The organism is Pseudomonas sp. 32A, from assembly GCF_052682255.1.
Map to the genome: position 1 here is coordinate 6,790,713 of NZ_JBQYLY010000001.1, position 13,763 is coordinate 6,804,475.

The 13,763-nt window shown below is 63.9% G+C and carries 11 protein-coding genes, 1 pseudogene and 1 riboswitch; of the genes and pseudogenes, 2 read left to right on the forward strand and 10 right to left on the reverse strand.

What is annotated here, in order from left to right; genetic code table 11:
• Position 1: 1 nt before the first annotated feature.
• The 5 genes and pseudogenes from ACUN0G_RS31095 to ACUN0G_RS31115 all read right to left on the reverse strand — a co-directional run bounded on the left by ACUN0G_RS31095 (position 2) and on the right by ACUN0G_RS31115 (position 3,840).
• Positions 2 to 832, reverse strand: a complete 831-nt coding sequence (locus tag ACUN0G_RS31095) for a DUF2797 domain-containing protein (protein ID WP_445575617.1) — start codon at positions 830 to 832, stop codon at positions 2 to 4.
• Positions 829 to 1,089: a YeaC family protein gene (locus ACUN0G_RS31100; protein WP_003217900.1), complete on the reverse strand. Its 261-nt coding sequence runs from the start codon at positions 1,087 to 1,089 to the stop codon at positions 829 to 831. Before ACUN0G_RS31100 ends, ACUN0G_RS31095 begins: the two co-directional genes overlap by 4 nt.
• A 15-nt stretch (positions 1,090 to 1,104) precedes the next feature.
• Positions 1,105 to 1,980: a rhomboid family intramembrane serine protease gene (locus ACUN0G_RS31105; RefSeq protein WP_445575268.1), complete on the reverse strand. Its 876-nt coding sequence runs from the start codon at positions 1,978 to 1,980 to the stop codon at positions 1,105 to 1,107.
• On the reverse strand, positions 1,977 to 2,951 hold the full coding sequence (locus tag ACUN0G_RS31110) for a metallophosphoesterase (protein WP_318303149.1): 975 nt from the start codon (positions 2,949 to 2,951) through the stop codon (positions 1,977 to 1,979). Before ACUN0G_RS31110 ends, ACUN0G_RS31105 begins: the two co-directional genes overlap by 4 nt.
• Positions 2,948 to 3,840, reverse strand: a pseudogene (locus tag ACUN0G_RS31115) (NAD(+) kinase). Before ACUN0G_RS31115 ends, ACUN0G_RS31110 begins: the two are co-directional and overlap by 4 nt.
• A gap of 144 nt (positions 3,841 to 3,984) precedes the next feature.
• Here ACUN0G_RS31115 and ACUN0G_RS31120 point away from each other — a divergent pair.
• On the forward strand, positions 3,985 to 5,028 hold the full coding sequence (locus ACUN0G_RS31120) for a DUF1853 family protein (protein WP_445575269.1): 1,044 nt from the start codon (positions 3,985 to 3,987) through the stop codon (positions 5,026 to 5,028).
• Positions 5,029 to 5,068: 40 nt separating this feature from the next.
• Here ACUN0G_RS31120 and ACUN0G_RS31125 read toward each other — a convergent pair whose 3' ends face one another.
• The 5 genes from ACUN0G_RS31125 to ACUN0G_RS31145 form a co-directional block, all read right to left on the reverse strand.
• A complete protein-coding gene (locus ACUN0G_RS31125) occupies positions 5,069 to 5,671 on the reverse strand; it encodes a vWA domain-containing protein (protein ID WP_445575618.1) in 603 nt (200 codons plus the stop codon).
• 53 nt (positions 5,672 to 5,724) lie between these two features.
• Complete coding sequence (locus ACUN0G_RS31130; RefSeq protein WP_445575270.1) at positions 5,725 to 6,723, reverse strand: ATP-binding protein; 999 nt, start codon at positions 6,721 to 6,723, stop codon at positions 5,725 to 5,727.
• Complete coding sequence (cobN, locus tag ACUN0G_RS31135; RefSeq protein ID WP_445575271.1) at positions 6,723 to 10,496, reverse strand: cobaltochelatase subunit CobN; 3,774 nt, start codon at positions 10,494 to 10,496, stop codon at positions 6,723 to 6,725. Before cobN ends, ACUN0G_RS31130 begins: the two co-directional genes overlap by 1 nt.
• A 3-nt stretch (positions 10,497 to 10,499) precedes the next feature.
• Positions 10,500 to 11,561: a cobalamin biosynthesis protein CobW gene (gene cobW / locus ACUN0G_RS31140; RefSeq protein ID WP_003217887.1), complete on the reverse strand. Its 1,062-nt coding sequence runs from the start codon at positions 11,559 to 11,561 to the stop codon at positions 10,500 to 10,502.
• A gap of 93 nt (positions 11,562 to 11,654) precedes the next feature.
• A riboswitch (cobalamin riboswitch) is annotated at positions 11,655 to 11,856 on the reverse strand.
• On the reverse strand, positions 11,853 to 12,371 hold the full coding sequence (locus ACUN0G_RS31145; RefSeq protein ID WP_167664784.1) for a winged helix-turn-helix transcriptional regulator: 519 nt from the start codon (positions 12,369 to 12,371) through the stop codon (positions 11,853 to 11,855). Its footprint overlaps the riboswitch before it by 4 nt.
• Before the next feature lie 113 nt (positions 12,372 to 12,484).
• Between ACUN0G_RS31145 and fabF the strand changes: the two genes are divergently transcribed.
• A complete protein-coding gene (gene fabF / locus ACUN0G_RS31150; RefSeq protein ID WP_445575272.1) occupies positions 12,485 to 13,753 on the forward strand; it encodes a beta-ketoacyl-ACP synthase II in 1,269 nt (422 codons plus the stop codon).
• Positions 13,754 to 13,763 lie beyond the last annotated feature (10 nt).

The following is a 13,763-nucleotide window of genomic DNA, read 5'->3' on the forward strand; positions in this document are numbered from 1 at the left end:
TCTACTGATGCACGGCGAGCTGGTAGGCCGTGTATTTACGAATGTTGATCACGCCGGTATCGAAGATCAGGTATTGGCCCTTAACCCCCATCAGCGTGCCTTCGGCAATCGGGTTCTTGTCCAGGTTGAAGCTGACGATCTTGGTCGGATACTGCTCGATCGGGTAGCGGATTTGGATCGGTTCGATGTCAGTCACCGGTTGGATGGCCTGCAAGCCAAAGCGTTCCTGTAAACCGAGCAAACCCTCGGCGCAGCTGGCGAACAGTTCGTCGCGGACCTGCGCAAGGTTTACCGTCTGGGCGTCGCCCTTGAGCAGCGCGCGCCAGTTGGTCTTGTCGGCCACCTGGCTGCGGAACAGGTCTTCGACGAAGCCCGACTGCTGGCGCGTGGCAACCCGCATGATCGGCAGCGCCTGGCTGGCGCCCTGGTCCAGCCAGCGGGTAGGCAACTGGCTGGCGCGGGTAATGCCGACCTTGATCCCCGACGAATTCGCCAGGTAGACCACGTGGTCGGTCATGCAGAATTTTTCACCCCAGGCCGGATCGCGGCAGGTGCCTGCGTCGTAATGGCAGCGCTCGGGGCTCATGATGCACAGGTCGCACTGGGCCAGTTTGGTCATGCACGGGTAGCAGTAACCCTGGCTGAAACTGGTCTTGGTCTTGCGACCGCAATGGGTGCAATGAATCGCACCGAGGAATTCCAGGCGCACGGTGGTGCCGATCAACGGGTTGACCGGCACCTCGATGTCGCCCAGGCGAAACGCGTATTGAACGGTCGGCTCACCCAACTGCGCCGACATCTTGCTGACTGCACCACGGCCAATCTCAATCAATGGATGGCATCCGACTTGAACAGGATGTTCGGCACCGGCGCCGACTTCGAGGCGCATTCCTGCGGGCCCATGTAGCCGGTGCGCTGGTCTTCCGGCAGGTTCTGCAGTTCCCAGGCGATCACCGCCTGCAACGACAGTTCACGCTGCTCGGCGGTGAGCTTGCGGCCATCGGACCACTTGCCGATTTCCACGGCGAGCTTGAGGCTCTCGTAGATGTCCGGGGTGATGTTTTCGATCATTTCGACAAAAGAGGACATAAGACTCTTCCTTAACTAAATAGGAGACATTTTGCGGCGGCTGTACAAGCCACCCAACAAACCGGTCAGGCAACCCATCACCAGGCCACCCACGTGGGCCGCATTGGCGATTTCGCCGAAACCGATCATCGAGACCAGGCCCGAGAGGCACAGCACCAGCCACACCAGCATCATCACCAACACCCCGCGAGGCAGGCGATACGCCGGGTTCGGCGACAACAACTGATAGATCCAGCAATGCCCGAGCAAGCCGTACAGCACCCCGGACAACCCGCCAAACAGGCCAGGACCACCAAAAGAATATTGAGCGTAGTTCGACACCAGGCTGAACAACAGCGTCAGGCCCAGCAGGTTGATACTGCCCTGGCGCAGCTCAATACGCCTTCCCAGTTCCCAGTACCACATGCCGTTCATGGCCAGGTGCAGGATGCCAAAGTGAATCAGCATCGGCGTGACCAACCGCCACCACTGCCCCGATGCAAGGCTGTCGGCCAGCGGCGTGAATTGAAGGTACTCACCCGACACACTGAACGGCAGGAACGTCAGCCAGCTCATGGCTTGCAGGTTATCCCCCAGCAGCGTGACAGCGCCGACGATGATGCTCAGCAGCAGGATAAGTCCGGTCACCGGGCTGTGGCGCAACTGCTGGACAAACCCCGGACGCTTGACTGTCGCCGCCTGTGCCGGAATATCCAGTTGCTGGTCCGGGTCACCGGCCGGAAAGCGCTGGTATAAGACCTTCACGTCTTCGCTGATGGAGTCGGGCACCCACAGCACTTGCTCCCCGGCTTCTTCGCTGACGCGATGGGGCACTTGCATGCGTTGCAGCAGCGTGACGAAACCACTCAAATCCACTGCCAGCGGCAGGCGTAATACAGCCACGGTACTCATGTAATAACCTCGGGGCGCTCGACATCGACCCAGACAAATTTACGCGGGTCCAGGCGAGTTTCCTGATCCAGTCGGTAAGCCACCAACTTGCCGTACAGCACCGCGCTGTAGTCCAGGCAGGCCAGGTTCGGGCGGATCGGCGCCGGTTTGCCGCTGCGCCAGTAGTGACCGACGAACAGCAACGGCTCGTCGACGCCGTAGCGCAGCAGGGAATTCTTTTCAGTGGACGACAGCGGCGTGGCAGCTACCGGTTCCGGCAGCGCATCAGGCTGGAACACGATGTCGCCGTAGGTTTTCGGGTCGTCTTCCCAGAACTTGGTACGGAAGAACGAGCGCGTCAGGCCGTCACCGCCGGTCAAGGTCAGGCCGTCCGGCAGGCGCATGTCGGTGCCGCGCAGCAGGCGGTCGAAGGCGTTGCTGGCGAAACTGCCGGGCACGGCGGCGGCTTGCAGGAAGTGCTGGTCGATGCAGCCGTCCGGGAAATGCGCGCGCAGGGGTTCGATAAAGCCGTTGTCCCAGCAGGCGTGCACCACGCGGAAACGTCCGGCATCGACAAACAGCGGCATGTCGTAGAACCAGCCGAGGAAGTCGTGCCAGTCCGCCGGGTGCTGCTCGAACTGCGTCAGCGTCTCCTGGATCAACCGCGCGTGGCGTGGCGTGTGCTCGCGCACGAACTGCTTGCCGCTACCCGGGGGCGCCGGCGTACTCCAGCCCAGCGCGTTGAACTCATGGTTACCCATGATGCACAGCGCCTGGCCGGCCTCGGTCATGTCGTGGACGATATGCAGCGCCTCGCGAATGCGCGGGCCACGGTCGATGATATCGCCGAGGAACACGGCCATTCGCGACGGATGCCGCCAGGTACCGCCCTGCTTGTGGTAACCCAACCGGTCGAGCAAGTGCTCAAGGGTATGAGCACAGCCGTGCACGTCACCAATCAGGTCGTAGCTACGCGCGGGATCAAGCATCAGTCGCCTCCACCCCCCAAGCGGCTGCCCCAGCCCAGCTTGGTATACGGCACACTTCGTAGTAGTTGTGGTCCAGCGGGTGGATCAACCGCAACTTCTGTGCCTTTTTGCTCACGGTGATGGTGTCACCGGGGGCGCAGGTGAAATGGTTCTGCCCGTCGCAGGAGACTTGCGGGTAGATCTGCATGTCTTTGGACACCACGATTTTCAGCTCACTGTTGCCGTCGACCACGATAGGTCTGCTGGACAACATATGGGGGTACATCGGCACGATCACAATGGCATCCAGCTTGGGATGCATGATCGGCCCGCCGGCCGACAGCGCATAGGCCGTGGACCCGGTAGGCGTGGCGACGATCAGGCCGTCGGCCTTCTGGCTGCACACGAACTGCCCGTCAATGTACAACTCGAACTCGATCATCCGCGTCGACTTGCCGGGGTGCAGCACCACGTCATTGAGGGCGTCGCCCTGGCCGATGGCTTCGCCATGGCGGCGCACTTCGGCTTGCAGCAGGAAGCGGTTTTCCACCAGGTAATGGCCGTCCAGCACCTTGGCCACTTCGACTTCCAGCTCGTCGGGGCGAATATCGGTGAGAAACCCCAGGCTCCCGCGGTTGATCCCCAGCACCGGCACGTTATGCCGCGCCAGCGCACGCGCGGCGCCCAACAGGCTGCCGTCACCGCCTACCACGATCACCATGTCGCAGACTTCACCGAGCATCTTGCGCGACGAGGTTTGCAGGCCGTGGCCGGGGAGGATTTCAGCGATGGTGTCTTCGAGGATCACATGCAGGTGGCGCTCGAGCAGAAACTTTTTCAGCCGGCGGACGGTGTCCAGCACCTGGGTACTGCCCAGGCGACCGATAATGCCGATATTGCGAAATTGCTCCATGGGGCTCCTGCGGGGTTCGGGTTCTGGCAAAAAAGAACGATTATGGGCGAAAGCCGGCGTTACACAAAATCCTTTGTCGCCGCAAACCCCAGACGACAACGGTTCTCAGCCCCCTTCCCGGCTGTAAAAGGCTATGCTCGGACCATGACTCTGTTCCCTGATTTACAGCACCTGCCCCGCCAACTGCGTCACCCCGAGGTGCGCGACCTCGCGTGGGTGATGCTCGCCCCGCCGATGCTTGAGCAGACGCCCTGGCCACAACGCCACCCGTTGACCGGCAGCGACTGGGTGCAGGCCCCGCATTTGCTGGAACACTGGCTGCGCCAACTGGACCAGGACAGCAGCGCCTTGCTGCATTGGCTGAGCCAGGCACGTACCCGTCGGTTGGGGCTGTATTACGAACGGCTGTGGCAATTCGCCGTGCAGCATGCGCCGGGCGTGGAATTGCTGGCGGCCAACCTGCCGATCCGCCAGGCCGGGCATACCCTGGGCGAGCTGGACATGCTGCTGCGCGACCGTGATGGCGTGCACCACCTGGAACTGGCGATCAAACTTTATCTCGGGCCCCAGGACGGCGACGGCCGGGACACCGCGCAATGGCTGGGCCCGGGCTGTCATGACCGGCTCGACCGCAAACTGGCCCATCTGGCGCAGCATCAATTGCCGATTTCCGCCCGGCCGGAAAGCCGCGAAATACTGGCAGCGTTGGATATCCAGAGATTTGATGCCCATCTATGGCTGGGCGGGTACTTGCTCTACCCATGGCCCGGCATGGCGCAGGCGCCGGTGGGCACGCATCCGCAGCACCTGAATGGCCGCTGGTTGCATCAGCGCGATTGGTCGAGGTTTATCGAGCAAAGTCCCGCCGGTCGCTGGCAGCCGCTACCCCGCCATGCGTGGCTGGCACCGGCGCACTACCCGGCGGATGGAGCTTGGGATGAGGCCCGGATGCGAGACTGGCTCACCGAACTGGACCCCATGGCGCCCGCGCAATTGCTCGTGCGCCTGGTGGAAAACAGCGAAGGAGAATGGGAAGAAGCCGAACGGCTGTTCCTGGTGGCAGATCTGTGGCCGAACGTACCCGGCACCCCCGTGGCCGCTGTCGAGCGCCAGCGAGGCTGCGTCGGCAGCACCGCAATTGCCGAGTCATCCTCCATTACCGAGTCGCGCCCGACGCAGCCTCGCTGACGCTCGACAGCTGCTACGGACGGATTTACGGACGGGGGGCTTACAGGTGATCGATGTGCCGATAATCCACCTGCAGCCCGGTAGCCAGCGCTTTCGCGCGACCCAAGCGGATCGGGCCGCGCTCGATGTCCACCAGTACGCCCGGGCAGTCCAGCTGCGGCAGCCCTGCCACATCCTTCAGTCGCCCATCGGTGATCACCAGCAACCGCTGCTGCTCCACCGGGTAACGTTTGCGACGAGCCGCCAGCCAGTGCCCCGCTTCGTTCAGCGCTGCCAACAATGGCGTGCCACCGCCTGCACCGAGGCCATCAAGCCAATGACCCAGCCCTTTTGCCGCCTTTAATCCCTGCACCTGCCACTTTGGCGACTGTCCGCTCGCGGTGAGCAACGCCATCCGCGCCCGCTGTCGATAGGCATCGTCGAACAGTTGGGCCAGTAATCCCTTGGCATCGCTCAGCGCCTGATGCCGCCGGGTGGACGCCGAAGCATCGACAATCACCAGCCACAGTTCATGGGGCGTGCGGCTGCGCAGTTGATACAACAGATCTTCACGACGCTGCGGCCGCCCGCCGAGCAAGGTACCCGGCCAGTTGATCGAACCTTCGGCCGCGCTGCGCGCCTGGCCTCGCCGGCCCTTGTCCAGTCGACCCGCCTTGGGCCGCGCATCCGCCCCCGCTGGAGGCCTGGGGCGGATGCCTAGGGCTTTTTTGGCCAGGTGGGCACGTCCCGGCGAGCCCCCGTGGTCAGCGCAGGCGCGGGCATGTCGCCCCATTGGCCCTGGCCTTCTGTTGAATCATTGGGCTTGGCTGATTGACCGCCTGCAGGCGGCGTAGCAGGCGGTGATTGCTCCTGGCGCCGGTGACGCAGGGCAAATTCCGCAACGGCTTCGATATCTTCCTCGCCGATGACCGTCGCACCCCGCCAGGCCGCATGGGCACGGGCGCCGCGCAGCCAGACCAGGTCGGCGCGCAGGCCATCGACGCCCGCAGCAAAACAACGTTCGGTGATCTGCGCCAGCGCCTGGTCATCCAGCGGAATGCTATCCAGTAGAGCCCGCGCCTGAGTGCAGCGCTCACGCAACGCGGCCTGCTGATCGGCCCAGTGCCCGCAGAAGCCCTGAGGGTCGCTGTCGAAATCCAGGCGGCGACGGATAATCTGCCCACGCTCCACCGGCTGGGTGTGCCCGCTGAGCGCCACGTTGAAGCCAAACCGGTCGAGCAGTTGCGGGCGCAACTCGCCCTCTTCCGGGTTCATGGTGCCGATCAGCACGAAGCGCGCCGAATGCCGGTGGGAAATGCCGTCGCGCTCGATCAGGTTGGTGCCGCTGGCGGCCACGTCCAGCAGCAGGTCCACCAGATGATCGGGCAGCAAATTGACTTCATCGACATAGAGCACGCCGCCGTCAGCCTTGGCCAGTACGCCGGGGGAAAACTGGGCGCGGCCTTCGGCGAGCGCCGCGTCCAGGTCGAGGGTGCCCACCAGACGCTCTTCGGTAGCGCCCAACGGCAGCGTAACGAACTGGCCGCTGGCGAGCAGGTCCGCCAGGCCACGGGCCAGGGTGGACTTGGCCATGCCGCGCGGGCCTTCGATCAGCACACCGCCGATTTTCGGGTCGATGGCGGTCAGGCACAGGGCCAGTTTCAAGTCGTCGGCACCGACAACGGCGGACAGCGGGAAATGCGGGAGGTCGGTCATCAACTGCCTTCTTCTATATCCAACAACAGGTTTTCCAACGCCTCGCGGTACGCGCCGGGTTCCTGCCACATGCCGCGTTGCTGGGCTTCGAGCATGCGTTCGGTCATGTCCCGCAGGGCATCCGGGTTGTGCTGCTGCACAAAGGCGCGGGTGTCCGGGTCCAGCAAGTAGGCATCCGCCAGCAACGCGTATTGATGATCGTCGATCAACGCCGTGGTGGCGTCGAACGCGAACAGATTGTCCACGGTGGCGGCCATCTCGAACGCGCCTTTGTAACCGTGGCGCTTCACCCCTTCAATCCACTTCGGATTGGCCGCCCGGGCACGGATCACCCGGTTCAGCTCTTCCTTCAGCGTGCGGATCTTCGGCAGGTCCGGCTGACTGTGGTCACCATGATAGCTGGCGGCCTTGTCACCGCTCAGGGTTTCCACGGCTGCAAGCATGCCGCCCTGGAATTGGTAGTAATCATTGGAGTCGAGCAGGTCATGCTCGCGGTTGTCCTGGTTCTGCAACACCGCCTGCACCTGGCTCAAACGCTGAGCAAACTGTTCGCGGGCGGCGGTGCCTTCATCGGAGCCGCCATAGGCGTAGCCGCCCCAGTTCAGGTAAACCTCCGCCAGGTCTTCGCGGCTCTGCCACACGCGCCCGTCAATCGCGCCCTGCACGCCGGCGCCGTAGGCCCCGGGCTTGGCGCCGAAGATCCGCCAACCGGCCTGCTTCGCCGCCGCTTCCTCGTCCAGGCCCGACAGGCGCAACGCTTCGCGCTCACTGCGCACCTTGGCGGCCAGGGGGTTCAGGTCGTCGGGTTCGTCCAGCGCCGCCACGGCTTGCACCGCCGCGTCGAACAGGCGGATCAGGTTGGCGAACGCATCGCGGAAGAAGCCCGACACGCGCAAGGTCACATCCACACGTGGCCGGTCCAGCAGGCTGATGGGCAGGATTTCAAAGTCATCCACCCGCTGGCTGCCCGTGGCCCATACCGGGCGCACGCCCATCAGCGCCATGGCCTGGGCAATGTCGTCGCCGCCGGTGCGCATGGTGGCAGTGCCCCACACCGACAGGCCGAGCTGGCGCAAGTGGTCGCCATGATCCTGCAGGTGACGCTCAAGAATCAGGTTCGCCGACTGGAAGCCGATGCGCCAGGCAGTGGTGGTTGGCAGGTTGCGCACATCCACCGAGAAGAAATTGCGCCCGGTGGGCAATACGTCCAAGCGGCCCCGGCTCGGCGCACCGCTGGGCCCGGCCGGGACGAAGCGCCCGCTCAATGCGTCCAGCAACCCGCGCATTTCCGCCGGGCCGCAGGCATCCAGGCGCGGTGCGACGACGATGCGCAGGCTCTCGATCACCGACTTGACGTCTTCCCAACCGGGCTCTTCAAGCTGCTCCACCGCACCTTCCAGGGCCTGCTCGATCAGGCGCGCGGCATACAGCTCCAGGCGTTCACGGGTGTCGCCGGCGGTGCGCCACAATTGTGTGTCGATCTTCTGCAACACCAATGGACGGCGCCCGGTCCACGGCTCGGCCAGGGCACAGTCCAGCGGGTCGAAGCCCAGCTCGAAAGCCTTGGCCAATACCCGCAGCAGGCTCGATTGCGGCCCGCGACCATCGCCACGCGGAATGCGCAGCAAGGCCAGTAAGGTGTCGATGCGCAAACGGCCCTCGGGCGACTCGCCGAAAATGTGCAGGCCATCGCGAATCTGCGACTCCTTCAAGTCACACAGGTAAGTGTCCAGGCGCGGCAGCCAGATCGCCGCGTCGGCATCGCTGTTGAGGCTTTCGTCCAGGGCCAGTTCCTGGTCGATACGGGTTTCCCGCACCAGCTTGAGGATGTCCTTTTGCAGCTCGCGGGCCCGTCGAGGGTCGAGGAGTTGTGCTTCGTAATACTCGTCGGCCAGCAGCTCCAGGTCGCGCAACGGCCCGTAGGTTTCGGCGCGGGTCAGCGGCGGCATCAGGTGATCGATGATCACCGCCTGGGTACGGCGCTTGGCCTGGGCGCCCTCGCCCGGGTCGTTGACGATAAACGGGTAGATATTCGGCAACGGCCCCAGCAATGCGTCCGGCCAGCAGTTTTCGGAAAGCCCGACGCCCTTGCCCGGCAGCCACTCCAGGTTGCCGTGCTTGCCGACGTGGATCACGCCGTGGGCGCCGTAGGTCTGGCGCAACCACAAGTAGAACGCCAGGTAACCGTGGGGCGGCACCAGGTCCGGGTCGTGATAAACGGCACTGGCGTCGACCTGGTAACCCCGGGCCGGCTGGATGCCGACGAAGGTCAGGCCGAAACGCAGGCCGGCAATCATCATGCGGCCGTCGCGGAACATCGGATCGGTATGAGGTGTGCCCCAGCGTGCCAAAACCGCTTGGCGGTTAGACTCGGGCAAGCGGTTGAACATCGCTTCGTAGTCGTCGAGCGCCAGGCTTTGGTGACACGGACGCAGGTCGAGGCTGTCCAGGTCGTTGCTGACACCGCCCAACAGTTCCTGGATCAGCGCCGTGCCGCTTTCCGGCAGGACGTCCGGCAGCGGATAACCTTCGGTCTTTAATGCGCGCAAGATGTTCAGCGCAGCGGCTGGCGTGTCGAGCCCCACACCATTGCCGATACGCCCATCCCGGGTCGGGTAGTTGGCGAGGATCAGCGCGATGCGCTTTTCGCCATTCGGCACCCGCGCCAGTTCCACCCAACGCCGCGCCAGTTCGGCGACAAAGTCCATGCGCTCCGGCTGCGCGCGATAGCAGACCACATCCGACTGGCTGCGCTCGCTGCGCCAGGCCAGGTCTTTGAAGCTGATGGGCCGGCTGATGATGCGCCCGTCCAGTTCCGGCAACGCGATGTGCATCGCCAGGTCACGTGGGCCGAGGCCTTGCTCGCTGGCCTGCCAGCCGGGCTCGTTGTCCTGGGCGCAAATCGCCTGGATCACCGGGATATTGCGGCGAAACGGCCGCAGGTGCGGGGCTTCGGGGCTGGATTGGGCAAAGCCGGTGGTGTTCAGAATCACCGAGGCGTGCACCTCGTCCAGCAAGTCCTCGACCACCGTCAGGCAGCCGGGTTCTTTCAAACTGGCCACCGCCATCGGCAACGGGTTAAGACCCGCCGCCTGCAAGCGTTGGCAAAACACATCGATAAAGCCGGTGTTGGCCGCCTGCAAATGCGAGCGGTAGAACAGCACCGCCGCCACCGGAAAATCAGCATGCCAGTCGGCCTGCCAATCATTGAGACGGGCATTGGCTTTGTGCGGGTGATAAATCGCCGTACGCGGCAGGGTTTGCGGCTCGTCCCAAGCGTAATCGCGGCCAAGGTAGCTGGCCGCCAGGCAACGATAGAAATCCAGCGCATTCCCCAAGCCGCCCTGGCGCAGGAAATGCCAGAGCCGATCACGCTCCTCGGCCCCCACGGTGCTGAGGCCGCTGAGTTCCGGGTCCGGGCGATCATCACCCGGCACCAGGATCAGCTGCACGCCGCGCTCGGCCAACTCCACCAGGCGCTCGATACCGTAGCGCCAATAACCGATGCCGCCGTGCAGCGAAATCAGGATGACCTTGGCGTGGCGCAATACCTCGTCCACATACAGGTCGACCGAGGCATGGTTCTGCACCTGCATCGGATTGGCCAGGCGCAGGCTCGGGTAACTCTCGGGCAGTTGCTGGGCCGCTTCGGCCAGCAGCGCCAGGCTGGAATCACCGCTGCACAGGATCACCAGCTCGGCGGGAGTCTGTCCAAGGTCGGCGATGTTGTCATCCGAAACGAAACCGCCGGGCTGAGTCCTGAGCAGGTGCATGGGTTAAACGCTGAGGGCGGCGCGCAGTTGCGCTTCAAGCAAGGCGGCGTCCAGTTCCTGGCCGATCAGCACCAGGTGCGTGGCGCGGGGCTCATCGGCGCGCCAGGCGCGGTCAAAGTGCTTGTCGAAACGCGTGCCTACGCCCTGGATCAGCAGGCGCATCGGTTTGTTCGGGATCGCTGCGAAACCCTTGACCCGCAGGATGCCGTGCTTGACCACCAGTTGCGTCAAAGCGTCCAGCAGCAGGCTTTCGTCGGCTTGGGGCAGTTCGATGGAGATGGAATCGAAGGCGTCGTGATCGTGGTCGTCCTCACCTTCGTGGTGATGATCGTGATGGCTGTGGCGACCGTCGATGTGTTCTTCGGAGCCGGCGCCCAGGCCGATCAACACGTCCAGCGGCAGGCGACCGCTGCTGGCTTCGATGATTTTGACCGCCGGCGGCAGTTCTTCAGCCACTTCCAGGCGCACACGGGCCAGGTCTTCAGGGCTGATCAGGTCGGACTTGTTGAGGATCACCAGGTCGGCGCTGGCCAGTTGGTCGGCGAACAGCTCGTGCAGTGGGGATTCGTGGTCCAGGTTCGGGTCGAGCTTGCGCTGAGCGTCGACCTGGTCCGGGAAGGCGGCGAACGTGCCGGCGGCTACGGCTGGGCTGTCAACCACGGTGATCACGGCGTCAACGGTGCAGGCGCTGCGGATTTCCGGCCACTGGAACGCCTGGACCAAGGGTTTTGGCAGGGCCAGGCCCGAGGTTTCGATGAGGATATGGTCGAGGTCGCCGCGACGGGCCACCAGTTCGCGCATCACCGGGAAGAACTCTTCCTGGACCGTGCAGCACAGGCAGCCATTGGCCAATTCGTAGACGCGGCCGTTGGCTTCTTCTTCGGTACAGCCGATGGAGCATTGCTTGAGGATTTCACCGTCAATGCCCAGCTCGCCGAACTCGTTGACGATCACCGCGATGCGGCGCCCCTGGGCGTTGTCCAGCATGTGGCGCAGCAGGGTGGTCTTGCCCGAGCCGAGGAAGCCGGTAACGATGGTGACGGGGAGTTTGGCCAGTGTTTTCATCGGATGCCCTTTGGGGCGGGCATACGGGACGAGTGGCCCTGCGCGGGTGCGCAGAAGCAGAATTCGCCACCGGATCACCCCGCCCGGTTGAAGTAGAAAATCGGTTGCGAGGCAGGTCTCCTGGCTTGGGGCTTGCCGGCGGTGAGGCCGGCGCTGGCTGCGCCTTCCCGCCTTGTTCAGGCAGTGGCGTGGCAGTCAGATAAACCCTTTACAGTTGCGGGGGCAGCCGCGGCATTGACCGCGTTCCCTTCTTAGCTTCGGCCTGGGCCGAAGAACCTCGAAGGTGCAAGGCTACGCAGTGCGCAGGGACGGGTCAATGTCCGAGCGTTTGGCGCGAAGCAGCGCCAGGCGCTCCAGCATGCCCTCGCTGGCGGCAGGCCCGGCTTGAACGCTGCATTGCTCGACGGACACGCGCGCGCCGTCGGCATCCACCACCGCCACTTCCACCGGGCGCCGGGTTTCCCGGTCGACCAATTGCAGGCTTTCACCTTCGTTGGCGAAATGGCGGTTGCCCCAACCGACGAACGCCATGATCACCACCCGGAAATCCTCGCCGACCGGCGTCGGCACGTATTCGAAACGTGGCGGCCGCTCGCTGTATTGCCGGCGCTCCAACAGCCCCGCGTCCACTAGGCTGTTGAGCCGGCGAGTCAGCATGTTCGGAGCGATGCCCAGGCTCTGGGAAAACTCATCGAAACGGCGCAGGCCCTGCAGCGCGTCGCGCATGATCAGGATGCTCCACCACTCGCCTACCCGCTCCACTCCACGGGCTACCGGGCATTCGGCATTCACCAGCGACTTACGTTGCATTGCAGTTCCTCTGTGGGGCGGCTACGGAAATTTAAGCTATCGGATGTTACTTTCATAATGATAGCTTCGTCCATGCAATGCTACCAACCTGAAATTTGCGGAGCTAAGCGATCATGAGTAAGCGAATTGTTGTGACCGGCATGGGTGCAGTGACCCCGCTGGCAACCGGCGTGGAACAGACCTGGAAACGCCTGCTGGCCGGTGAATCCGGGATTCGCAGGCTACCCGAGGCATTGATCGGCGACCTGGCAATCAGCATCGGCGGCCAAGTGCTCGACCGCACCCAAGACCCTGAAGCCGGCTTTGACCCGGACACTGTCATCCCGGCCAAGGAACAACGCAAGATGGACCGGTTCATCGTGTTTGCCCTGGCCGCCGCGCAAGAGGCCCTGGCCCAGGCGGGCTGGAGTCCGCAAACGCCCTCGCAGCAGGAACGTACTGCGACCATTATCGCTTCCGGCGTGGGTGGTTTTCCCGCGATTGCCGAGGCCGTCCGAACGGCTGACAGCAAAGGACCACGCCGCCTGTCGCCGTTCACGATTCCGTCATTCCTCGGCAACATGGCAGCCGGGCATGTGTCGATCCAGCATCAACTGAAAGGTCCGCTGGGCTCCCCCGTCACTGCTTGCGCCGCCGGCGTACAGGCGATTGGTGATGCCGCGCGCATGATCCGTGCAGGGGAAATCGACATCGCCGTGTGTGGCGGCGCCGAAGCCTGCATCCACCGGGTCAGCCTCGGCGGTTTTGCTGCGGCGCGAGCGCTGTCCAGCGATTACAACGACACGCCGGCACTGGCTTCGCGCCCGTTCGATCAAGGCCGCGATGGTTTTGTGATGGGCGAAGGTGCCGGGATATTGGTGATCGAGGAACTGGAGCATGCACTGGCTCGCGGCGCCACGCCCATCGCGGAACTGGTGGGCTATGGCACCAGTGCCGACGCCTATCACATGACCTCGGGGCCGGAAGATGGCTCAGGTGCACGCCGGGCAATGGAGCTCGCGATTGCGCAAGCAGGGATCAGCGCCGCACAGATCCAGCACTTGAACGCCCATGCCACGTCGACCCCCGTAGGTGACAACGGCGAGCTGGCGGCGATCAATACGCTGTTCGGTGCAAATGCCAGCGTCGCGATCAGCGCCACCAAGTCGGCGACCGGCCATCTGTTGGGCGCAGCGGGCGGGATCGAGGCGATCTTCACTGTGCTCGCCCTGCGCGATCAGATTGCCCCGGCCACCCTCAACCTGGACAACCCGGACCCCGCTGCCGAAGGGTTGGATATGGTCCGGGGCCAAGCCCGGCCGTTGCCGATTGAATACGCGATTTCCAATGGATTTGGCTTTGGTGGCGTGAATGCCAGTGTGTTGTTCAAACGCTGGGGTTAACGCGGCGATT